Annotated in this window: 22 protein-coding genes; 9 read left to right on the plus strand and 13 right to left on the minus strand. The window is 64.6% G+C overall.

Annotated elements, in window-relative coordinates; translation table 11 throughout:
• Nucleotides 1-58 precede the first annotated feature (58 nt).
• Together C2U70_RS30630 and C2U70_RS30635 are read right to left on the minus strand one after the other, a co-directional pair.
• A complete protein-coding gene (locus C2U70_RS30630; protein WP_140982359.1) occupies nucleotides 59-1,705 on the minus strand; it encodes a cisplatin damage response ATP-dependent DNA ligase in 1,647 nt (548 codons plus the stop codon).
• The gene (locus tag C2U70_RS30635) at nucleotides 1,702-2,739 is read right to left on the minus strand and encodes a ligase-associated DNA damage response exonuclease (RefSeq protein ID WP_140982382.1); all 1,038 of its coding nucleotides are present in this window, start codon (nucleotides 2,737-2,739) and stop codon (nucleotides 1,702-1,704) included. Before C2U70_RS30635 ends, C2U70_RS30630 begins: the two co-directional genes overlap by 4 nt.
• Before the next feature lie 64 nt (nucleotides 2,740-2,803).
• Between C2U70_RS30635 and C2U70_RS30640 the strand changes: the two genes are divergently transcribed.
• Together C2U70_RS30640 and C2U70_RS30645 are read left to right on the plus strand one after the other, a co-directional pair.
• A complete protein-coding gene (locus C2U70_RS30640; RefSeq protein WP_140982360.1) occupies nucleotides 2,804-3,730 on the plus strand; it encodes a class I SAM-dependent DNA methyltransferase in 927 nt (308 codons plus the stop codon).
• Nucleotides 3,731-3,848: 118 nt separating this feature from the next.
• Nucleotides 3,849-5,078: an ABC transporter substrate-binding protein gene (locus C2U70_RS30645; RefSeq protein ID WP_140982361.1), complete on the plus strand. Its 1,230-nt coding sequence runs from the start codon at nucleotides 3,849-3,851 to the stop codon at nucleotides 5,076-5,078.
• A gap of 163 nt (nucleotides 5,079-5,241) precedes the next feature.
• Here C2U70_RS30645 and C2U70_RS30655 read toward each other — a convergent pair whose 3' ends face one another.
• The 9 genes from C2U70_RS30655 to C2U70_RS30695 all read right to left on the minus strand — a co-directional run bounded on the left by C2U70_RS30655 (nucleotide 5,242) and on the right by C2U70_RS30695 (nucleotide 14,208).
• The gene (locus C2U70_RS30655; RefSeq protein WP_140982363.1) at nucleotides 5,242-7,113 is read right to left on the minus strand and encodes a bifunctional sugar phosphate isomerase/epimerase/4-hydroxyphenylpyruvate dioxygenase family protein; all 1,872 of its coding nucleotides are present in this window, start codon (nucleotides 7,111-7,113) and stop codon (nucleotides 5,242-5,244) included.
• Entirely contained in the window at nucleotides 7,110-7,847 is a 738-nt protein-coding gene (locus C2U70_RS30660; RefSeq protein ID WP_140982364.1) for an ABC transporter ATP-binding protein, read from the minus strand. Before C2U70_RS30660 ends, C2U70_RS30655 begins: the two co-directional genes overlap by 4 nt.
• A 65-nt stretch (nucleotides 7,848-7,912) precedes the next feature.
• Nucleotides 7,913-8,656: an ABC transporter ATP-binding protein gene (locus C2U70_RS30665; RefSeq protein ID WP_140982365.1), complete on the minus strand. Its 744-nt coding sequence runs from the start codon at nucleotides 8,654-8,656 to the stop codon at nucleotides 7,913-7,915.
• Nucleotides 8,653-9,651, minus strand: a complete 999-nt coding sequence (locus tag C2U70_RS30670) for a branched-chain amino acid ABC transporter permease (RefSeq protein WP_140982366.1) — start codon at nucleotides 9,649-9,651, stop codon at nucleotides 8,653-8,655. The genes C2U70_RS30665 and C2U70_RS30670 overlap by 4 nt, the downstream gene beginning before the upstream one ends.
• Entirely contained in the window at nucleotides 9,648-10,523 is an 876-nt protein-coding gene (locus C2U70_RS30675) for a branched-chain amino acid ABC transporter permease (RefSeq protein ID WP_140982367.1), read from the minus strand. Before C2U70_RS30675 ends, C2U70_RS30670 begins: the two co-directional genes overlap by 4 nt.
• 202 nt (nucleotides 10,524-10,725) lie before the next feature.
• On the minus strand, nucleotides 10,726-11,856 hold the full coding sequence (locus C2U70_RS30680) for an ABC transporter substrate-binding protein (protein WP_140982368.1): 1,131 nt from the start codon (nucleotides 11,854-11,856) through the stop codon (nucleotides 10,726-10,728).
• Nucleotides 11,857-11,908: 52 nt separating this feature from the next.
• On the minus strand, nucleotides 11,909-12,787 hold the full coding sequence (locus tag C2U70_RS30685; protein ID WP_140982369.1) for a shikimate dehydrogenase: 879 nt from the start codon (nucleotides 12,785-12,787) through the stop codon (nucleotides 11,909-11,911).
• 131 nt (nucleotides 12,788-12,918) lie between these two features.
• Nucleotides 12,919-13,860: a LysR family transcriptional regulator gene (locus C2U70_RS30690; protein WP_140982370.1), complete on the minus strand. Its 942-nt coding sequence runs from the start codon at nucleotides 13,858-13,860 to the stop codon at nucleotides 12,919-12,921.
• Nucleotides 13,861-14,031: 171 nt separating this feature from the next.
• A complete protein-coding gene (locus C2U70_RS30695) occupies nucleotides 14,032-14,208 on the minus strand; it encodes a hypothetical protein (protein WP_140982371.1) in 177 nt (58 codons plus the stop codon).
• A gap of 206 nt (nucleotides 14,209-14,414) precedes the next feature.
• Here C2U70_RS30695 and C2U70_RS30700 point away from each other — a divergent pair, with 206 nt between their 5' ends.
• The 7 genes from C2U70_RS30700 (at nucleotide 14,415) to C2U70_RS30730 (ending at nucleotide 19,906) form a co-directional block, all read left to right on the plus strand.
• Nucleotides 14,415-15,143, plus strand: coding sequence for a LuxR family transcriptional regulator (locus C2U70_RS30700; protein WP_140982372.1), 729 nt, complete (start codon nucleotides 14,415-14,417; stop codon nucleotides 15,141-15,143).
• A gap of 83 nt (nucleotides 15,144-15,226) precedes the next feature.
• A complete protein-coding gene (locus C2U70_RS30705; protein WP_140982373.1) occupies nucleotides 15,227-15,886 on the plus strand; it encodes an acyl-homoserine-lactone synthase in 660 nt (219 codons plus the stop codon).
• A 1-nt stretch (nucleotide 15,887) separates the two neighbouring features.
• Complete coding sequence (locus C2U70_RS30710) at nucleotides 15,888-16,097, plus strand: hypothetical protein (RefSeq protein WP_140982374.1); 210 nt, start codon at nucleotides 15,888-15,890, stop codon at nucleotides 16,095-16,097.
• Nucleotides 16,098-16,563: 466 nt separating this feature from the next.
• Nucleotides 16,564-17,481, plus strand: a complete 918-nt coding sequence (locus tag C2U70_RS30715) for a branched-chain amino acid ABC transporter permease (protein WP_140982375.1) — start codon at nucleotides 16,564-16,566, stop codon at nucleotides 17,479-17,481.
• On the plus strand, nucleotides 17,478-18,422 hold the full coding sequence (locus C2U70_RS30720) for a branched-chain amino acid ABC transporter permease (protein ID WP_140982376.1): 945 nt from the start codon (nucleotides 17,478-17,480) through the stop codon (nucleotides 18,420-18,422). The genes C2U70_RS30715 and C2U70_RS30720 overlap by 4 nt, the downstream gene beginning before the upstream one ends.
• A complete protein-coding gene (locus tag C2U70_RS30725) occupies nucleotides 18,415-19,182 on the plus strand; it encodes an ABC transporter ATP-binding protein (RefSeq protein WP_140982377.1) in 768 nt (255 codons plus the stop codon). Before C2U70_RS30720 ends, C2U70_RS30725 begins: the two co-directional genes overlap by 8 nt.
• Nucleotides 19,183-19,189: 7 nt before the next feature.
• Complete coding sequence (locus tag C2U70_RS30730; RefSeq protein WP_140982378.1) at nucleotides 19,190-19,906, plus strand: ABC transporter ATP-binding protein; 717 nt, start codon at nucleotides 19,190-19,192, stop codon at nucleotides 19,904-19,906.
• A 234-nt stretch (nucleotides 19,907-20,140) separates the two neighbouring features.
• Here C2U70_RS30730 and C2U70_RS30735 read toward each other — a convergent pair whose 3' ends face one another.
• On the minus strand, nucleotides 20,141-20,563 hold the full coding sequence (locus C2U70_RS30735; RefSeq protein WP_140982379.1) for a hypothetical protein: 423 nt from the start codon (nucleotides 20,561-20,563) through the stop codon (nucleotides 20,141-20,143).
• Between the two features lie 339 nt (nucleotides 20,564-20,902).
• The gene (locus C2U70_RS30740) at nucleotides 20,903-22,339 is read right to left on the minus strand and encodes a glutamine synthetase family protein (RefSeq protein WP_140982380.1); all 1,437 of its coding nucleotides are present in this window, start codon (nucleotides 22,337-22,339) and stop codon (nucleotides 20,903-20,905) included.
• Nucleotides 22,340-22,521: the final 182 nt, after the last annotated feature.

The following is a 22,521-nucleotide window of genomic DNA, read 5'->3' on the forward strand; positions in this document are numbered from 1 at the left end:
AATCTGCGGGGGACGTGCCTTGGTTAATCGGCGAGGCTGGCGAGCGGCGGGCCCAAATTCACGCCGCTTCCGTCTTCAGCATCCGCTCCAGCGTTTCCAGCCGGTCCGCTTCGCGCGGCGGCTTGTCCCAGCGCAGGCGGCTGATGCGGGGGAAGCGCATGGCGACGCCCGACTTGTGCCGCGACGAGCGCTGCAGGCCTTCGAAGGCGACCTCCAGCACCAGTCCCTTGTCCGGCTCGTGCACGACGTGGCGGACGGGCCCGAATTTCTCCGTGGTGTTGCGGCGGACGAAGCGGTCGATCTGCAACAGCTCCTCGTCCGTGAAGCCAAAATAGGCTTTTCCCACCGGCACCAGCTCATCGCCGGCTTCGCCATTGGTCCAGACGCCAAAGGTGTAGTCGGAATAATAGGACGAGCGCTTGCCATGGCCGCGCTGCGCATACATCAGCACGGCATCGATGATGTGCGGGTCGCGCTTCCACTTCCACCACTGACCTTTTGGCCGCCCCGGCAGGTAAGGCGCATCGCGCCGCTTCAGCATGACGCCTTCGACGGCGTCTGCATCCTCGCCTGCACCCGCACTCGCGGGATCGGCGCGTGCGGCCGTGAGCGCGTCCCAGGTGTCGAAGGCGACGGTCGGCGACAGATCGATCCTGGCATCGCCGAGCTTCTTGATGAAGGTTTCGAGATGCGCGCGCCGGTCCGCGAAAGGCAGTTCGCGCAGATCGTTCTCGTCGTCGCCGAGCAGATCATAGGCGCGCAGATGGATCGGAAACTCCTTGATCAGCTTGGGCGAGACCGCCTTGCGGTTGAGGCGCTGCTGCAGCACGTTGAAACTCTGCACGCGGCCGTCGCGTACGATCAACAGCTCGCCGTCGATCGCGCCGGGCAGATGCAGCGCCGGCACGAGATCCGGAAAGCTCTGCGTGATGTCCTCGCCGGTGCGCGAATAGAGCCGCGCCGTGATATGCCCGCGCGAATCGCGCCCCGCGACCGCCTGCACGCGGATGCCGTCCCATTTCCATTCGGCGATGTAGTCGACGGGATCGAGGCTTTGGAAATCCGCGTCCTCGATCGCATGCGCCAGCATCACCGGGCGGAACGGCGCGGGGTCGCGATTGAGAGGCTTTTCCGCGCGGCCTTCCAGCCAGCCAAAGAGATCGGTGTAGGGCGGGGCAAGGCCCGGCCAGATCAGTTCGACCTCATGCGGGTCCTTGTCCCCTAGCGCGGCCGCGGCGGTTTTTGCAAGCCGCGCAGACACGCCGATGCGTAGCGCGCCGGTGACGAGCTTGAGCAGCGCCCAGCGGCCGGTCTCGTCGAGTTCGTCGAGCCAGCGTTCGAGTTGCTTGGGCAGCTCGGTCTTGCCGAGCGTGCGCAGCGTGGTGACGACTTCGGACAGAGTCGGGGGTGGCGGGTTGTTGTGCAGGCTCTCGCCCTTCGGCCACATCAGCGCGACCGTCTCGGAGAGATCGCCGACATAGTCATAGGAGAGGCCGAACAGCACGGGATCGGTTCGCGACGCAATGAGGTCGCGAACCAGCGCCGGTTTTGCGTGCTTGAAGCTGAGTGCGCCGGTGAGTGCCGCCAGCGCATAGCCGCGATCGGGATCACCGACCTCGCGAAAATAACCCGTGATCAGCCGCAGCTTGTTGTTGCGGCCGGGCTCGTAGGCGAGGCGGTCCAGGAGTTCGGCGAAGCGGTTCATGCCTCGGCCTCGCCGGCCGCGGGCGGTTCGCTCTCCTCCTCGTCGCCATAGCCGACGAGATCGAGCGGCTGGGCGCGAAGCCCCTTGCTCCTGCACCAGTGCACCAGCGCGTCTTCCTGGCCGTGGGTGACCCAGACTTCGCCGGCGCCGGTCGCCGCGATCGTCGCCGTCAGGCCGTCCCAATCGGCATGGTCGGAGATCACCAGCGGCAATTCGACGCCGCGTTGACGCGCGCGGGCACGCACCCGCATCCAGCCCGACGCGAACGCCGTGACCGGATCGGGAAAGCGCCGCGTCCAGATATCAGAGGTGGCCGACGGCGGCGCCAGCGTGATGGTGCCGGCGAGCGCGGCCTTCTTCACGCCCATCACCGGGCGCAACTCGCCGAGCGCGATACCGCGGCTCTGATAATAATGCGTGATTTTCTCCATCGCGCCGTGAAGATAGATCGGCGCGTCGTAGCCGGCCGCGCGCAACAGCGCGATCACGCGCTGCGCCTTGCCGAGCGAATAGGCGCCGACCAGATGCGCGCGCTCCGGAAACAGCGCGACGGAGGCCAATAGCTTCTTCACCTCGTCCGCGGCATCGCCATGGCGAAACACCGGCAGGCCGAACGTCGCCTCGGTGATGAAGACGTCGCAGGGCACGAGCTCGAACGGCGTGCAGGTCGGATCGGGCGCATCCTTGTAATCGCCGGAGGCGACGATGCAGGTGTCCTTGCAGGTCACCGCGATCTGCGCCGAGCCCAGCACATGGCCGGCCGGATGAAACTTCACCCTGACGTCGCCGAGCCGGATCTCCTCGCCGTAAGCGACGGCCTGCGTCGACCCGGCAAAGTTCTCGCCATAGCGCAGCCGCATCATGTCGAGCGTTTCCTGCGTCGCCAGCACGGCGCCATGGCCGGCGCGGGCGTGGTCGGAATGGCCATGGGTGATGACGGCGCGATCGACCGGGCGGACGGGATCGATATGGAAACCGCCGGGCTTGCAGCATAGGCCGGCGGCAGTTGGCAGCAGGATGTCTTGCGGGCGCATTTCTGTCATATAGGCTGCGCCATCGCTTCATTCGAGTCATCCGCCCGACCAATCCGGTTCCTCCATGCCGCTCCGCCTGTTCCAATCCTCCGGCGATCTCATGGCCGACCGCCGCTTCGAGTTCGCCCGCGACCTCCAGCTCAAGGGCGACCTTCCCGCCGCAGCCGACCTTCTGGAGCAGGCAATCGAGCTCGCGCCGAACTTCACCTCGGCCTGGTTCACGCTCGGCGAAATCCGCGAGCAGTTGAAGGAACGCGACAAGGCCATCGCAGCCTTTCGCGAGGCGCGGCGGTCCGATCCCGAGGATCAGCACGGGGCAAGCCTGCACCTGATCCGGCTCGGCGACGAGCAGATGTCGGAGATGCCGAAAGCCTATGTGCAGGCGCTGTTTGACCAGTACGCGCCGCGCTTCGAGCACACGCTGATCAACGATCTCGGCTATCGTGCACCTAGCCTGATCTTCAAGGCGGTGCTCGCTGCGCGCGTCGCGGCGAAGAAGCCGGCCTTCTTCAAGCGCGCGATCGATCTCGGGTGCGGCACGGGTCTCGCGGCCAGCGCCTTCGCAAAGCAGGTCGATCAGTTCATCGGCATCGATCTGTCGCCCGGCATGATCAAGGAGGCGCGCGCCACCGGCCTCTATGCCGAGCTCGAAGTCGCCGACATGATCGACGGCCTGCGCAGCAAGCCCGATGCAAGTGCAAACCTGATCGTCGCCGCCGACGTGATGGTTTATCTGTCCGATCTCACGCCGGTGCTGCGGGAGGCGAAGCGGGTGCTCGCGCAAGGCGGCACGCTCGCCTTCACGCTGGAGACTCATGACGGCAAGGGCGTGATCCTCGGCGAAGGTCTGCGCTATGCCCACGCCACGGAATATGTGCGTGAGGCGATTTCAAGAGCCGGCCTCAAATTGCTGACGTGCGAGCCGGCCTCGCCGCGCAACGAGAACAACGAGCCTGTGCGCGGTCTCGTCGTCATCGCGGAGAAAACTTGAGTCTAGGCGCTAGGTGAAGCCTGATTTGAGCGGCATTGCGTCGCAAAGCGACGACTCCCCACTTGCGGTGCGCGGGCCGATGCCAGAAAAATGCCCGCACCCAGGGAGATCAAGAACAATGACCAAGAATCCTTCACGGCGCGATTTCAGCGCCGCCGCCCTCGCCACCATCGCTGCATCCACTCTGCCGGCGCCTTACGTCTGGGCCGCCGAGAAGAAGTACGATGCCGGCGCCAGCGACACCGAAATCAAGATCGGCCAGACCGTGCCGCATTCCGGTCCCGGCTCGCTCTATGGCGTGCTTGGCCGCGTCGGCGAAGCCTATTTCCAGCAGATCAACGAGAAGGGCGGCATCAACGGCCGCAAGGTGAAATTCCTCACCATGGACGACGCCTACAGCGCGCCGAAATGCGTCGAGGCGACACGGCGCCTGGTCGAGCAGGAAGAGGTGCTCGCGCTCTATGGCTCGCTCGGCACCGCGCCGCAAACCGCCGTGCACAAATATCTCAACTCCAAGGGCGTGCCGCAGCTGCTACTCAACACCGGCGCCTCCAAGTGGAACAATCCGAAAGAGTTCAAGTGGACGATGGCGGGCCTGCCGCTCTATCCGACCGAAGCGCGCATTCTCGCCCGTCACGTCGTCAGCGTGAAGCCGAACGCCAAGGTCGGCATCCTCTATCAGAATGACGATTTCGGCCGCGACTTCCTGGGTCCGTTCAAGAAAGTGCTGGAGGATGCCGGCGGCACCGCCAAGGTGATCCTGGAGCAGACCTACGACCTGACCGATCCGACCATCGACTCCCAGCTCATCAATCTCTCGAAGTCGGGCGCCGATGTCTTCTACAACATCTCCACCGGCAAGGCCTCGTCGCAGTCGATCCGGAAGGTCGCCGAACTCGGCTGGAAACCGCTGCAATTATTGTCGGCAGGCTCGACCGGCCGTTCGATCCTCAGCGCTGCGGGCTTCGAGAACGCGGCCGGCATCGTCGCGATCCGCTATTCCAAGGACGCCGGTCCCGGCCGCTGGGAGAAGGATCCCGACGCGATGGCGTTCGAGGAGCTGCGCAAGAAATTACTGCCCAATATCGATCCTGACAACACCATCGCCTATGCGGGCTATGGTCAGGCAGTCTCCATGGGCGAGATCCTGCGCCGTTGCGGCGATGATCTGACCCGCGCCAATGTGCTGAAGCAGGCCTCGACCCTCAGCGGCTTCCACTCACCCTTCTTCCTCGACGGCATCAACTACAGCTACACGCCCGAGGATTACACGCCGATGAAGACGCTCTACATCTCGACGTTCAACGGTAAGGACTGGGATATTTCCGACAAGCCGGTGACGGAGTAACGGACCACCGACACATCAACACCGTCATGCCCGGGCTTGTCCCGCCTGCGCGGCTGAAGCCGCTTCGGCGCGGCGAAGACCCGGGCATCCACGTTCTTGGTGCGACCGTGAAGGTCGTGGATGGCCGGGACAAGTCCGGCCATGACGAGCCTGTGGATTCAAATCACATCCGCGGCATGCTCGCCGGCCGCACCTCGCGGGCCTGCGCCGCGAGACGGATGCCGGCATTGGCTGCACCAAAACCCTGATAGTGGCGGCGCTCGACGATCTCGAAGAAGAAGCGCTCGTCGAAGATGTGGGTGTAGACCTGGAAGAACTCGCCGTCCCCTTCGCGGTCGTAGAGGATGTGGTTGGCGCGCAGTTGCGCCATGATCTCGGGCGCGAGATCGTATTTGGCTTCGATGTCGTCGTAGTAATTGTCGGGGATATCCAGGAAATCCGCGCCGCGGGCACGCATGGCGGCGACCGTCGCAAAGATGTCCTGGCACGAGAACGCGACATGCTGCACGCCCGATCCGAAAAACTCCGAGATGAAGCGCGCGGGCAGGGTGCGGTTCGCCGATGAGCCGTTGAGCACGAAGCGCAGGCTCTGGTCGCCGTTGATGATGGCATTGCTCTGCACCAGGCCCCTGGGGTCGGCGATCTCCATCTGCGGCAGGCGGGTGAGATCGAGGATGCCGGTGTAGAACAGCAGCCAGGACAGCATCTCGTCGTAAGGCATGGACTGCGCGATGTGGTCGACGTCGAGCAGGCGATCGGCGCCGGCATCGCTCGTGATGCGCTCGAAATCGGTGTCCCAATTCTTGCCGGCCTGGTCGAGGAAATACAAAAGACTGCCGCCGACGCCGTGGATCGCCGGGATTTCCAGCTCGCCCGGTCCGACCGGCTGGTAGAAGGTGCGCGCCTTCAGCGCTTCGGCGCGCGCCATGGCGCGGCCGGAATCGTCGACGTCGAGCGCGATGGCGCAGACGCCGGGGCCGTGCGTGACGTAGTGCGAATGGGCAAAGCCGTCGGTCTCGCAATTGATCACGAGCTCGACCTTGCCCTGCGACCAGCGCTCCACCGCCTTGCTGCGATGCTTGCCGGTCTTGCGGAAGCCGAGCTGCGCGAACAGCGTCGCAAGCTCGCCCGCCTTGGTCTCGTTGACGGCGAATTCGACAAAACCGGTGCCGCGGCTCTTGGCTTTCGGCGCCAGCCGCTTGTCGGCGAGTTTTGGCCAGTTGGCGGCGAGCTGGTCCTGCAACAGGATCAGCGAGCGCATGCCGTCGGTGGCGGTCTGCGCGGCGGAGCCGGCACGGAACTGGTCGTTGAAAATCTCCAGCGAAAGCGGACCGGAATAGCCGGTCGCCGCGATCGCCTCCATGAAGTCGAGCACCGGCAGGTCGCCCTGGCCGGGGAAGGAGCGGAAGTGCCGGCTCCAGGAGAGGATGTCGAGCTCGAGCTTTGGCGCGTCGGCGAGCTGCACCAGAAAGATCTTGTCGCCGGGAATGGCGCGGATGGCGCGGGTTGGAAATCCCGGCGCCAGCGAATGGAAGCTGTCGAGGATGATTCCGATCGCGGGATGATCGGCGCGGCGCACGATCTCCCAGGAATCGCGGTGGTCGTTGACGTGCCGTCCCCAGGCCAGCGCCTCGTAGCCAACGCGCAGACCGCGCTTGCCGGCGCGCTCGCCGAGCTCGCGGAAATCGTCCGCCGCGCGATCGATGCCGCCGAGCGAAGCCGGCGATACGTTGCTGCAGATCAGCAGCAAATCGGTGCCGAGCTCCTGCATCAGGTCGAACTTGCGCTCCGCGCGGGCGAAGTTGCGCGCGCGCTGCGGCTCCGGCATCCCCTCGAAGTCGCGGAATGGCTGGAACGCACAGATCGCGAGGTTGAGATCGCTGCAGAGACGCGCCACCTCGCGCGGGCTCGCGCCGAACGACAGCAAGTCATTCTCAAAAATCTCGACGGAATCGAAGCCGGCGGCGGCGATGGCGCGGAGCTTTTCGTCCAGTGCGCCGGAGAGGGAAACGGTCGCGATCGAGCGCTTGTTCATGCTGCGGTTTCCTCCATGGCGCCCCCGAGGAAGAGCTGGCCGATGCGGGGATCGTTCAGGATCCTCTCGGCCTTGTCGACCATGCGGGTCTGGCCGAGCTCCAGCACGATGCCGAAGTCGGAGATTTCCAGCGCCGAGCGCGCGTTCTGCTCGATCATCAAAATGGTGACGCCGCGGTCGCGGAGATCCCTGAGGATGTTGAAGGTCTGCTGCACCATCAGCGGCGACAGGCCGATCGAGGGCTCGTCGATCAGCACGAGCTGCGGATCGAGCAACAGCGAGCGCGCGATCTCGAGCTGTTTTTGCTCGCCGCCCGAGAGCGTGGATGCCTGCTGCGTCGATTTCCGTCGCAATGCCGGGAACAGGTCGAGCGCGGCTTCGATGCGCTTGGGCAGATCGATGCCCTTCTCGGCGGCGACGCCGCCAAGCTCGATATTGTGGCGCACCGACAGCTCGGCAAAGATGTTGCGGCCCTGCGGCACGTAGCAGATGCCGGCATTGAGCAGCGCGCGCTGGCTGAGATTGGTGACGTCGCGATCAGCGAAAGTGATCTTGCCTTCGCGCAGCTTCAACAGGCCGAAAATCGCCTTGAACACGGTCGACTTGCCGGCGCCGTTCGGGCCGATGATGGTCGTGATCGTGGCCTTCGGCACCGAAAAGGTGGTGCCGTTGAGGATCGTCATCTTGCCGTAGCCGCCGACCAGGTTGCTAACCGAGAGGATCGAGTCGCTCATGGTTTCCTCCACAGCATGATCCGGAAAAGTGTGCAGCGGTTTTCCGAGAAGATCATGCTCAAAAATTAATGTCCGAGATAGGCTTCGATCACGGCGGGGTTCTTGCGCACCTCGTCCGGCCTGCCCATCGCCAGCACCTTGCCTTCCGCCATCACCATGACGCGCGAGCACAGCGACATCACGAACTCCATGTTGTGCTCGATGACGACGAAGGTCGCGTTCTTCTCGCGGTTGATCGCGACCAGACGTTCTTTCAGGTTTGACAGCATCGACGGGTTGACGCCGCCGGCGGGCTCGTCGAGCAGCACCAGTCGCGGTCCGCCCATGAAGGCCATGGCGGCGTCGAGCAGCTTTTGCTGGCCGTAGGAGAGGCCGCCGGCCGGCTCATTGGCGAGATGGTCAAGCTTGAAGAAGCCGATCATCTGGTTGGCGGCGTCCGTCAGCCCGGCATCGGAGCGGCCGAACAGGCGCGAGGCCATGTTGCCCTGGTGCTCCTGGCCCGCGAGGATCAGGTTCTCGCGCACCGAGAGTTTTGGAAACACCTGAAGGAGCTGGAAGGTGCGGCTGACGCCGAGGCCGTTGAGCTCGGACGGACGCAAGCCGGTGACGGTCTTGCCGTCGAGCTTCACCTCGCCGCCGGTCGGCGTGAGCTGGCCGAGGATGCAGTTGAACAGCGTGGACTTGCCGCAGCCGTTCGGTCCGATCAGGCCGAGGATCTCGCCCTCGCGCACGTCGAAGGAGACGCCGTCCACGGCGGTGATGCCGCCAAAGCTCTTCTTGATGTCGGTGACTTCGAGGACCGCACTCATTGCGCCGTCTCCAGGCGTGACTTTGCGACGGCGCGCAGGGCCGAGGCAGCCTTGGTGCGGCGCTCGGCCATGTAGCGATCGAGAATTCCCAGAATGCCGGTCGGGGACCAGATCAAGAGCACCATCACCGCGACCGCATAGATCATGAGGTAATAGCCCTCGGTGAAGCGCAGCCACTCCGGCAGCAGCACCGCGATCATCGCGCCCAAGAACGGGCCGAGGAAGAAGCCGGCGCCGCCGACGATCACCATCATCAGCAAATCGAGCGAGAGCGACAGGTTGAACGGTACGGGATCGATATATTGCGTCAGCGGCGCATAGAGCGCGCCAGCAACGCCGCCGAGCGCCGAGCCGATCGCAAAGGCCATCAGCGTGTAGCGTCTTGTGTCGACGCCGAGCGACTGCGCGCGCAGCGGGTTCTCGCGCAGCGCCATGAAGGCGCGACCCCAGGGCGAGCGGATCAGCCACCACACCGCGAGCGAGACGATCGCGAGCGAGCCGAGGCAGACATAATAGAACGGCAGCGGACGGTTGGTCGCAAATCCCAGGATGTTCGGACGCGGGATGTTGGAGATGCCGTAGATGCCGCCGGTGAGCCAGCTCTCGTTGCGGAACACCAGGAAGGCCAGCGTCGAGAAGGCGAGCGTGACGAAGGCGAGGTAGTGGTGCTGCACGCGCAGCGCGGGATAGCCGAGCACCCAGCCGATCGCAAAGCTCAAGACGATCGCAACCACGAGCGCGGCCGGCAGCGGCCAGCCATGGGTCGTCATGATCGCCGCCGCATAGGCGCCGATGCCGACGAAGGCGCCTTGCGCCAGCGACACCTGGCCGGCATAGCCGAGCGTCAGGTTCAACCCCATCGCGGCAATGGTCATGACAGCCCATTGGCTGAGGATGAACAGGCCGTAGCGGTTGAAGTTCATGGGAACGATGATCAGCGCGGCGATCACGGCCAGTCCCAGCGCGATCTTCAGGGTTTTGCCAAGATTGCTCATACCGTGCGCTCCTCGGCGCGGCCTAGCAGGCCCTGCGGCCGGAACAGGATGACGACGATGAGGAAGATCATCGGCACCGCCGCGCGATATTGCGTGGAGACGTAGGCGGCCGCGAGATTGTCGAGCACGCCGATCAAAAGACCGCCGGCGATTGCGCCGCGCACCTGATTGAAGCCGCCGACGATCGCCGCGATGAAGGCGGCCTGGCCCAGCACCTCACCGGACGAGAACTTTGCCAGATAGATCGGCGTGATCAGCATCGAGGCGAGAGCGACCAGGAAAGCGTTGATCAGGAAGGTGAGGAGGATCATACGCTCGACCGGCACGCCGATGATGCGCGCAACCGTCGGGTTCTGCGCAGCCGCCTGCATCTGGTGGCCGAGCGAGGTCCGGGTCAGCAGCATGGTGAGGCCGACCACGGCGAGGATGGCGACGACCAGCACGCCGACGCTCTGCAGTGCCACGGCATGGCCGAGAATCCTGATGTCGCCGGTCGGCACGATCGAGGGGAAGGGCGAGGCCTCGGCGCTGAAGAACTGCTTCACCGCCTCCTTGATGCCGATGGCGAGCGCCATGGTGGCGATTGCGAGAGGCAGCACGCCATGGCGCAGCATCGGATCGACCAGCAGCATCTTGAAGGCAAGCCCGAGCAGAATCATCGACAGCAGAATGCCGATGATGATCGCGAGCCAGAACGGCGCACCGACATGCATCGCCGCCAGCATCAGGAATGCCGGCAGCATCACGAACTCGCCTTGCGCGAAATTGATGGTCTGCGAGGTCTGCCACAACAGCGTGAAGCCGACCGCAACCAGCGCATAGATCGCGCCTGTGGCAAGTCCCGCGACCAGAAGATCGAATAGAGTGGACATGGGTTCTCTCTCTTCTCCCTCGCCCCGCCTCTCCTCTCTTCTCCCTCTCCCCGTTCTTACGGGGAGAGGGCAGGGGTGAGGGGCTTCTCTCCGCGGACTCACTATCACCGTGACCGAGGAAGCACCCCTCACCCCAACCCTCTCCCCGCGAAGAGCGGGGAGAGGGAGGAGCCCGCGCACGCGGGGAGAGGCAAAGAACGCCTTAGTTCAGCTTCGGAAGCACTTGCTTCACGACCTGCTTGCCTTCGACCACTTCGACCAGGAAGCTTTGGCGATCGAGGTCGCCGGTATCGCTGACGGTGACGTCCATCAGGATGCCCGGCTCTTCGGACGCCTTGATGGTCAGGCCGTGCAGCGTGTCGGCGAACTTCTTCGGATCGACCTTGCCCATCTTCTCGGTGGTGGCCTTGACCATGTAGATGGCGAGATAGCCCTTCAGGCCGTTATGGTCAGGCACGTAGTTGTACTTCTTCGAGAACTTCTCGCGGAACGCCTTGATCAGGTCGACCGGCGCATCGGTGGTGAGGCCGACATGGCCGCGCGCGCCGTTGGCGGCATCGCCCGCGAGCTCGATCACCTTCTGGCCGATCAGCGTGGTCTCGCCCATCAGCGGCGCGGTGACGCCCTGGCGCTTCAGTTCTTTGAGAATGCGCGCGCTCTCTTCCTCGTTGAGATAGACGAACACGGCGTCGGGATTGGCAGCCTTGATCTTGCCGACGTCGGCGGCGAAATCGGCCTGGCCCGCTTCGGTGGAGAGATCGGCGACGACCTTGGTGCCGAGACGCTCCAATTCCTTGCTGACGACGTCGCGTCCGCCGCGGCCGAAATCATTGTTGACCCAGACCACGGCGACAGTCTTCGCCTTCATCTCGCCGTTGATGTACCGGGCGACCTTCGGCATCGAGGATTGCTGGCCGAACGAGGTGCGGAACAGGAACTTGTTGCCGGCCTGGGTCAGCTCCGCGGCCTCGCCGCCCATGATCTGCGCGATGCCGGCCTCCGCTGCGAGCGGCGCCGTCACCTTGACCGAGCCGGAATAGCCGGGTCCGAGCAGCACGTAGGGCTCGGCGTCGAGCGCCTTCTGCACCTGCGCGCGCGCCACGCCCGGGTTGGACTGCGAGTCGGCGTGGCTGACCTCGAGCTTGCGGCCGAGCACGCCACCCTTGGCGTTGATCTCCTCGATGGCGAGGTCGATGCCGTTCTTCCAGTTGGTGCCGACGGTGGCGCCGCCGCCGGACAGCTCGGCGACGTCGGCGAGCTTGATCGGCTGTGCGAAAGCAGATGTTGCGGTGGCGACGGCAAACAGGACGCCTGCCAGCAGTGTCGATTTCATAGTCTCTCCTCCCTTGTGCTCTTTGGTAACGGCCTTGTTCCGGCCGTTTGGTTTAAGCGGCGTGGGTGGCGGCGCTGCGCGCCGCCATCACACCATCGAAGGCCTCACCCATGACGTCAGTCGAGGGGGCGAGGCCGGTGAACAGTTCGAATGCGTCGGCCGCCTGGTAGATCGCAAGCTCGCGCCCGGTCATGATCCGCGCGCCCTTGGCGCGCGCAGCCGACAACAGCGGCGTGATCAGCGGCGAGTAGACGGCATCAGCCACCCACATGCGGTCGTGAAGCTTGTCCGCCGGCACCGGCGTGTCCCGGTTCGGCAGCATGCCGACCGGCGTGGCGTTGACGAGGCCGGTCGCGCCGCGCAGGGCGTCGTCGAGGTCGGTGGTCGCGACGACGCCGGCGTGTTTGTGCAGCAGCGAAGCGAGGTTTTGGGCGCGCGCCGGCTCGCTGTCGAAGATGCGGATGTCGGTGACGGCCGAGTTGGCCAGCGCAAAGGCGATCGCCTTGCCGACGCCGCCGGCGCCGATCACGGCAACGCCGTTGCCGGATGCGCCGAGCAGCGGCGCCACGGCGCGCGCAAAACCGGTGGTGTCGGTGTTGTGGCCGATCAGCCGGCCGTCCCTGACGACGACGGTGTTGACCGCGCCCATCGCGGCCGCGGCAGGGGCAAGCTCGTCGAGGAGGGGGACGACCGCCTCCTTATAGGGGAAGGTGACGTTGACGCCGGCAAAGCCAAGACGCCGTACCCCCTCGAGCATCATGCGCAAGCCCGCCGCATCGGCGCCGGCGACCTCGATGAGCTGGTAGTGGCCGCGTACGCCTAAGGCGTCAGCAGCGTGTTCGTGCATGGCGGGGGAGGCGGAATGCGCAATCGGCGCACCGATCAGGCCGGTGAGGAGCTTCTTCGGGGCTGCAGGTCGGCGCTGTGACATGATCCACTATCGTCTCGCGGGGCGAATTTCTCCACGTCGTTTTGCGCGGAAATTCGCAGCGTTCAAGCAAAACGATAGCGTTTCCTTAGCCTAACACAATTACTCATTTATCTCACAAACCTAACATAATGTTATTTTCCCCGCGCGCGGGCCTTTTGGCCGTCTCTTGAACCTTGCCGCGCCGGCTCGACGGTGCGCATCTCGGCGCGGAGCTGCTCGATGAAATACTCGACATGCAGCGACAGCGGCGCGCCGCGCTTCACCGCGATATAGGTGTCGAAGCGCGTCGGCTCGACGATCTTCAACAGCTCGATGCCGGGATAGCCGCCATGCGCCACCGTGAACTGGTCGATGATGGCGATGCCGAGCCCCGCCTTTACCAGCGCGCAGACCGTGGTGCCGAAACGCGCGCGGATCGTGATGTCGTACGCGAGCTTATGGCGGGCAAAGATCTCGGCCATGATGCGGCCGTAGGGATCGTTGGGATCGATGCCGATCAGGGGATAGCGGGTGATCTCGGCCGCCGTCACCTGCTTGCGGCCGGCGAGCTCGTGGCCCGGCGGCACGATGCAATAGAGCTCGCCTGAGGCCAGCGGCATGAAGTCGAGGCCGGAATGGTCGAGCCGGTAGCTCATCGCCACGCACTCGCCGCGGCCGAGCATCAGATAGTCGATGGCTTCCTCGAGCTTGAGGATGTTGATGTCGATGCCGAGGTCGGGGTAGCGCCGCCGCACGCGCTCGATCGCACGGGGCACCATCACCTGCGAGATGCTCGGCACCGAGCCGATGCGCAATTCGGACAGGCCGCCGCGTCCGATTTTTGAGATGATCTCGGAGAGATCGTCCACCTTCTTGTAGACGCCGTTGATCTGCTCAAAAATGTTCTCGGCTTCCGGCGTCGGGAAGTAGCGTCCGTTCTGGCGCTGGAAGAAGCGGATACCGAGCGAGCGCTCGGTGTATTTCACCAGACGGCTGATGCCGGGCGCCGACACGTTCAACAGCTTCGCCGCGCCGCCAATCGTGCCCGTCACCATCACGGCACGGATCACCTCGACCTGGCGCAGCGTCATCATGAATAGCAATCCCTCTCGTGGCGATCATCTCACGAGAGACGCGCTGTCATCCAGCCGCAAATGTCTGTCAACGTGATTATGCCGCAAGCTGTAATTGATCTCTGCGAGGTCCGCGCGTTCAGATGGATGCGCAGGCGTCTCGCGTCATCGCATCAATGCTGCAGATGCGTTCTAGCTGGCCGGGCCTTCGGGCGTGGCACTGTCGCGAAGATCCGCGCGCTCGCTCTCGAGCACGTCGCGCGCATATTCGATGATCTTCTGCTTGTTGGCCGTTTCACGCACGGCGAAAAACACGCGGTTGAGTTCCAGGCCGAGCACGCTGTTGAGGGCGATGTTCTCGTCTTCCATCGTGGGATTTCCCGCTGCCGATATTGAAGGTGTAACTTGACGCCCCTTCCTCTACAAGTAGATTAATCGGCAAGACATTCGTCGCACCGGAATACTACGGGGAATGATGAATTGCAGCAGTGCCCAAAGGCGACGTTCGCGGTAACGTAGCGGGGCTGTTTTCAGAGTGGCAGCCTGCGAGCGCAGGCAAGGGGCAAGGCGAACCGATGGCCGCCGTGGATTATGGCCGCGAAGCGCTCGATTTCATCGAAGGCCTGGAAGCCTATCGCCGGGTCCCGGACGCCATGGATGCGCTCGAGGCGGCCTTCGGACGCTTCGGCTTCGAGGCGATCATCGTCACGGGCTTGCCGAATCCCGATCAGCATTTCTCGCAGATGGTGCTGGCCAAGCGTTGGCCGCCGGAATGGTTCAAGCTCTACACCGAGAACAGTTACGACCGCGTCGATCCCGTCATTCGCATGTGCCGGCATTCGGTGAATCCGTTCGAATGGTCGGAAGCGCCCTATGACGCCGAGGCCGAGCCGGGCGCGGCCGAGGTGATGAACCGCGCCACCGACTTTCGGATGTCGCGCGGCTTCGTCGTGCCGATTCACGGGCTCACCGGCTACGAGGCCGGTGTCTCGCTCGGCGGCGTGCATCTCGATCTCAACCCGCGGAGCAAGCCGGCGCTGCATCTGATGGCGATGTACGGCTTCGAGCGCATCCGCCGCCTGCTCGATCCGCGGCCCATTCCGCCCGCGCTGCTGACGCCGCGCGAGCGCGAGGTCATCGCCTGGGCGTCGCAAGGCAAGTCCGCCTGGGAGATCGGCGAGATCCTCAACATCACGCAGCGGACCGCCGAAGAGCATCTTGCAACTGCTGCGCGCAAGCTCGGCGCCGTCAACCGTACGCATGCGGTCGCGCTCGCGATTCGCCGCAAGATCATCAATCCCTAAGCCTCGCACTGGGAAATTTCCCAATATCGAGACGACCTCTTTTCACAGAGGCTGCCCCCGTTTCGGAGGAAAAGGGGGCTTTCATGATTCACGCAATTTCCGCGGTAAACCGTCACCTTTATGAAGACGTCATCGAGCAGCATTTTCGCGTGCGGCACGAAATCTTCGTCGACGAGAGAAAATGGGAAGCGCTGCGCAAGCCCGACCGTCGCGACGTCGACGACTACGACAACGAAGACGCGATCTACCTGCTTGCGCTGGAAGACCGCCGCGTTCTCGGCGGCTACCGCCTGTATCCGACCACCAAGCCGTCGATGATGAGCGAGGTGTTCCCGCATCTCGCCGCGGTGCGCGGCTGTCCTGCGGATCCGCTGATCTGGGAATGGTCGCGTTTCTTCGTCGTGCGCGACCGCCGCGACGGCGCGCTCAATCTGCAACTGATGGCGGCGGCACAGGAGTTCTGCCTCGACCAGGGCATCGAGCGGCTCTGTCTCGTCATGGAGACCTGGTGGTTGCCGCGCTTCCACGACATCGGGTTCACCGTCACGCCGTTGGGATTGCCGGCTCTCGTCGAAGGCGCCTGGACCATGGCGATCACCATCGACATCAGCCAGGACGCGCTCGATGGACTGCATGAGCGCACTGGAATGATGCGCCTGGTGCGCCAGGACGGTCCGCGGATCGACGCCATCGCCCGTGCCAACACCTGCGGCCTCGCGGCCGCGCAACGAAAGATCGCCTGAGATGAAGACCGTAACCCAGGAAACAAAACTCGCCATGACGATGCAGGAAGAGAATCTCGGCTACATGTCCGACATGGCGCTCGAGCTCGCGCAGATGGCCGAGGAGTCCGGGCTGACGACGCTCGCTTACCTGTTCCGGATGGCGGCGCTCGAAGCCGCCACCGCAGGCCGGGTCGCGACCCCCGAGATCGCGCAGCACGTGACGCACTAATCTGACAATTGCTCTCCCCGCCCGCTAAAGCGCGATGATGATTCAACCAAATCTCATCGCGCTTTAGCGGGCGGGGAGAGACGATCCGCGGCGCGGCAGCCGCGATGACCGCGCGTCCTTATCGCGCGCGGAGGTGCGGCGGGTTGACCCAGCCGGCACGGCGATCCCCAAGCCCCGCGCAGCGGCAACCCCAAGCCCCGCGCAGCGGCAACCCCAAGCCCCGCGCAGCGGCAACCCCAAGCCCCGCGCAGCGGCAACCTCAAGCCCCGCGCAGCGGCAACGTCACGCCGCGCGCATCGCACAATCCCTAAGATGCAACAAAGTGCACCTCTGGCGCAGAATCGCTCTTGCGTCGGAACGATACTGCCGGTACCGATTTTGCCTTGAAGAGGCAGGGGAGCTCTTTCATTGATCTCGTCAGCGACCGAACATCGGCGCAACGTTTGGTGTGGCTGAAAGAGCGTTCATGCTGCTCGTCGTCGAACAATTTCTGAACGGATTGCAGTTCGGGCTGCTCCTGTTTCTGCTCGCGGCCGGCCTGACGCTGGTGTTCGGGATCATGGATCTCGTCAACCTGGCGCACGGCTCGCTCTACATGATGGGCGCCTATTTCGCCGCGACCTTCGTCGCCTGGACCGGCAATTTCCTGCTCGGCGCGGCGCTCGCGCTCGGCGCCACGCTGCTGCTCGGCATCGTGCTCGAAGTATCAGCGCTGAGGCATCTCTATGGCCGCGACCATCTCGACCATGTGCTCGCGACCTTCGGCCTGATCTTGTTCTTCAACGAAGCGGTGCGCCTGATCTGGGGCCCGGCGGGCCTCGCGCTGCCGCTGCCGGCCTGGCTCACCGTGCCGGTGCCGATCCTGCCCGGCATTCATTATCCCGCCTATCGGCTCGCCATCATCGTCGTCGCGCTGCTGGTGGCGCTCTTGCTCTATCTCGGCGTCATGCGCACCCGCATCGGCATGCTGATCCGGGCCGGCGCCTCCAACCGCGAGATGATCGGCGCGCTCGGCATCAACATCAAGCTGCTCTACACGCTGGTGTTCGGCTTAGGGGCCGCACTCGCCGGCCTCGCCGGGCTGATGCAGGCGCCGATCCTCACCGTGCAGATCGGCATGGGCGAGAACATCTTGATCCTGGCCTTCGTCATCATCGTGATCGGCGGCATCGGCTCGATCCGCGGCGCGTTCCTCGCAGCGATCTTCGTCGGCATGATCGACACGCTCGGCCGCGCCTTCCTGCCGAACCTGCTGCGGCAGGTGCTGAGCGGCGCCGCCGCTTCCACCGCCGCCCCTGCGCTGTCCTCCATGCTGATCTATCTCCTGATGGCGATCGTGCTCGTGGTGCGGCCGGAGGGGCTGTTTCCGGCCAATCGCCGATGAAGTCTTTCACCGTAAGCAAGGCCGTTACGGCCCTGATGCTGGCAGGTCTCGTGCTGCTGCCGCTCTATTCGCAGCTCACCGGCAACATCTTCATCATGACGCTGTTCACCCGGATCATCATCCTGGCGCTGGCGGCCGCAAGCCTCAACCTCATCATGGGCTTTGGCGGCATGATGAGCTTCGGCCACGCCGCCTATCTCGGCATCGGCGGCTATGCCGTCGGCATGCTCGCCCAGGAAGGCGTCGGCTCCGGCTGGATCCAGTTTCCGGTCGCGCTCGCGGCCTCCGCGATCTATGCGCTGGTGATCGGCGCGCTGTCGCTTCGCACCCGCGGCGTCTATTTCATCATGATCACGCTCGCCTTCGCGCAGATGGCCTATTACGTCGCCTCGGGCCTGGCGCGTTACGGCGGCGATGACGGTCTCACCGTCTACAAGCGCAGCGATTTCTCCGGCCTGATCAACCTCGGCAACCGCACGCAGTTCTATTATCTCTGCCTCGCCTGCCTGTTCGGCGTCATGGTGCTGATCTGGCGCATCGTCAATTCTCGCTTCGGCCTCGTCGTGCAGGGCCTGCGCTCCAACGAGCAGCGCATGCAGGCGATCGGCTTTCCGGCAAAACGCTATCAGCTCGTCTGCTTCGTCATCTCCGGCACCATGTGCGGCCTCGCCGGCGCGCTGCTTGCCAACAACACCGACTTCGTCAGCCCGGCCGTGATGTACTGGACCCGCTCCGGCGATCTCATGGTGATGGTGATCCTTGGCGGCATGGGCACGCTGGTCGGCCCCGTGATGGGCGCGGTGGTGTTCCTGCTGCTGGAAGAGTTCTTGTCGCAGATCACCGAATATTGGGCGCTGATCATGGGCCCGCTCTTGCTGCTGATCGTGCTGTTCGGGCGCGGCGGCATCATGGGGATGCTCGGGAGGTTCGACCGTGGCTGAGCCGCTGCTTCGCGTCGAAAAGCTGGTGCGCCGCTTCGGCGGCATCGTCGCGACCGATCACGTCTCGCTCGACGTCGCAGCGGGCGAGCTGCACGCCATCATCGGTCCGAACGGCGCCGGCAAGACCACGCTGATCAGCCAGCTCACCGGGCATCTCGCCCCGCATGCCGGCAGCGTGTCGCTCGGCGGGCGCGACATCACCTATCTGCCGGCCTATCGCCGCTGCGCGCTGGGCCTGGCCCGCTCGTTCCAGATCACCTCGCTGCTGCAGGACTTCACCGCCGCCGACAATGTCGCGCTGGCGGCCCAGGCGCATGCCGGCACCTCGTTCCGCTTCTTCGCCAATGCGCGCAAGGAAAAGGGTTTACGCGATGCCGCGCATGCCGCGCTCGATCGCGTCGGTCTAGGCCATCGCGCCGATGTTCTTGTGTCGAAGCTCAGCCATGGCGAGCGGCGCCAGATCGAGCTTGCGGTCGCGCTCGCGAGCAAGCCGAAGATTTTGCTGCTCGACGAGCCCATGGCCGGCCTCGGCGTCACCGAATCCCAGGGCATGGTGAAGCTGCTGCAGGAGTTGCGCAAAGAGGTCTCGATCGTGCTGGTCGAGCACGACATGGAGGCGGTGTTCGCGCTCGCCGACCGCATCTCGGTGCTGGTCTATGGCCGCGTGATCGCGTCCGGCGACCCGGCCGCGATCCGCGGCAACGACGAGGTCAAGCGCGCCTATCTCGGCGACCAGCATGTGGTGACCCGCCATGTCTGAAAAAGAGATGGCTGAATCAGCGCTGCTCGACGTCGAGGGGATCGAGACCTGCTACGGGCTCAGCCAAGTCCTGTTCGGCCTGTCGCTGTCGATCAAATCAGGCGAGATGGTCTCGCTGATGGGCCGCAACGGCATGGGCAAGACGACGACCATCCGCTCCATCATGGGCCTGACCCCGGCGCGTGCGGGCGCGATCCGCTTCGCCGGCGAGGAGGTGCGCACGCTGCCGTCCTACCGGATCGCAAAGCTCGGCGTCGGCCTCGTGCCGGAGGGACGCCAGATCTTTCCGAACCTCACGGTGCGCGAGAATCTCGTCGCGGCCGCCGCCGATCGCTTCGCGAGCGCGAACCCGTGGACGCTCGCCACCATCTACGTGCTGTTCCCGCGCCTTGCCGAGCGCGCGAGCAACATGGGCAACCAGCTCTCCGGCGGCGAGCAGCAGATGCTCGCGATCGGCCGTGCGCTGATGACCAACCCAAAACTCCTGATCCTCGACGAGGCGACCGAAGGCCTTGCGCCGCTGATCCGCGAGGAGATCTGGAGCTGCCTGTCGCTGCTGAAGAAGCGCGGACAGTCGATCCTCGTCGTCGACAAGAACGTCGACCACCTCGCCCGCATCTGCGACCGCCACTACATCATCGAGCGCGGCAAGACGGTGTGGAGCGGGACGTCGGATGAGCTGACCGCCGAGCCGGAGCTGCAGCACCGGTATCTGGGGATCTAGCGGGCTGACAATGTAGCGCGAGCTCGCGCCATTTGTTCGATGTCGTCCTGGCGAAGGCCAGGACCCATACCGCGTGATCTATCGATGTTATGCGGTGCCAATACCGGCGAAGGTCAGGTAACTCCGAGTCTTCGCCAATCTTCTCCCTGGGGTAATCTCGACGAGCGCAAAGCGCTCGCTCGGTGGTCCTGGCTTTCGCCAGGACGACATTGGTGAAGGAGTTCGGCTACCCGATCACCAATAAACCCCATGCCGATGCAGTTCGCGGATCACGCGGGCTTCGACTGACGGCTCGCGATATCTCGGCTTGGTCACGACCACCGTCTTGGTCGGCGTGGTCGCAACCGGCGCTGCGGCGGGTGCAGTGGTCGTCGTCGGGGTCTGAGTCGCGACGGTTGCCTGTGTCGGGGTTGTCGCCGCCGGTGCCGGCGTGGTCGAGGCGAGCGCAGGTGCGGTCGGAGCCTGCGGCGTCGGGACGGTCGCGGTGGTCGTGACCGGAGCCGGCGCGGCCTGCGGAGCTGCCGTGGTCTGTGTCGCCTGCTGGGTTGCCGCCGGCTCGCTCGCGTTCGCGGTGGCGAGGCTCAGGCTGCGCTGTTGCCCCGCATAGGCCTGGGTGGCCAGAACAGAAATCGCGGCGATCAGGATCAGCTTGCGCATGGGAAATCCCCGTTGTTCGGTCAGTTCATCTTACCTAAGTCGCATCCGTGGGCCTCAGCGCACCACGCGGTGCACGCCGATTTCGATCAGGGTGGCCCGGCAGGACAGGCGATACATCAGGCTGAACAGATAACCCCACATGATCGAACTCCGCTGTTGATCACATGGCGGCATCCTATGCCCCGCTTCTTTCCGGCTGTTTTCGCGGTGCAAGGAAAATGGCTTCGTCGCGCAGCGCAGGGATGTCGTCGGAACAGATCGGACGAAGTCGCCTCACGGGGGTGTGAGGCGTGATGCCTGTTTTGGCGTCATTCCGGGGTTAGACGGGCCCGAGGGCAATCAAAACATCTCAAAATACTCGCGATGCTCCCAATCGGTCACCTCGGCCAGGAAGCGGTCGATCTCGGCGTTCTTGATGTGGGTGTAGTAGTCCACGAATTCGGCCCCTAACTTTTCGCGGAAGAACGGATCGTCCTTCAGCGCCGAGACCGCATCGCGCAGGCTCTTCGGCAAGAGCGGCGCCTTGGTCTCGTAGGGAGCATCGGCGGACGGGCCGGGATCGAGCTTGCGATCGACGCCGTCGAGGCCCGACAGGATTTGCGAGGCCATGTAGAGATAGGGATTTGCGGCGGGCTCGCCGATGCGGTTCTCCAGCCGGGTCGCGGCGTCACCAGCGCCGCCGAGCACGCGGATCATCACGCCCCTGTTGTCGCGGCCCCAGATCGCGCGATCCGGCGCCAGCGAATAGGAGCGGTAGCGCTTGTAGCCGTTGATGGTCGGCGTCGTGAACACGGCCGAGGCGCGGGCGTGATCGAGCAGGCCCGCGAGATAGGCGCGCGCGAAGTCGCTGAGCGGCTCGCTGCCCGTCTTCGCCATAAAGAGATTCTCGCCGCTCGCGCGCGAGACGATCGACTGGTGCAGATGCCAGCCGCTCGCGAACACGTTCGGCAGCTTTGGCCGGCACATGAAGGTGGCGTGATAGCCGTGACGCCGTGCGATCTGCTTCACGGCGCTACGAAACAGCACCATGTTGTCGGCCGGCTCCATGCCGCGCCTGGGCTGGAAGGTGAACTCGCACTGGCTCGGCCCGAACTCGACCTCCACCGAGCGCAGCGGCAAGCCGAGCGCGAGGACGTCGCGGCGAAGGATCTCAAGCACCGGCTCCATCTGATCGAAGCGTTGCTCGGTGAGATATTGATAGCCGTGGCTGAGCAGGCTTACGGCGGGCGGCGTGCCGGGTTGGCCGGCATCCTCGGGTCGCATCTGCGCGTCGTCGAGCTTGAAGATGTGGAATTCCACCTCGAGCCCGGCGACGAACTCATGCCCGCGGCTGCCGAGCTCATCGAGCACCTTGCGATAAAGCGAGCGCGTCGCGAACGGCACCGGACGCCCGTCGCCAAAATAGAGATCGCACAGCACCCAGCCCGTGGTCGGCGCCCAGGGCAGCACGCGAAAGGTGGTGGGATCGGCGACCATCAGGACGTCCGCCGCGCCCTCCATCTCCTTCATGCCAAAACCGCCGCCGGCGGTGAACACCGGAAACACCGTGCGGTGTGAGGTATCCTTGGCGAGCATCGTCGTGGTGATGGAGCAGCCGCTTTCCAGCGACGCGACCGCCTCGGAGGCAATGATGGTCTTGCCGCGCAAGATGCCGTGCTGGTCCGGGAAGGCGAGGCGGATGACCTCGAGGTTCTTCTCTTCGACGATCCGGGCGAGCCGCTTTGCGGCGTCCCTCTGCTCATCCGACCAAAGCGCATGACGCGCGACGAAAGTCACTTTGATGGCTCCTCAGTCACGATGCTCGACGGGTACAAGACGCCTACCACATTCTCCGTCATTGCGAGCGCAGCGAAGCAATCCAGACTGCATCCGCGGAAAGATTCTGGATGGCTTCGCTGCGCTCGCAATGACGGGGGAGAGGTCTTCACGTTTGCTCCGCTCTCGTAGGGTGGGCAAAG

The sequence above is a fragment of the Bradyrhizobium guangdongense genome, from assembly GCF_006483445.1.
GTDB lineage: Bacteria > Pseudomonadota > Alphaproteobacteria > Rhizobiales > Xanthobacteraceae > Bradyrhizobium > Bradyrhizobium guangdongense_A.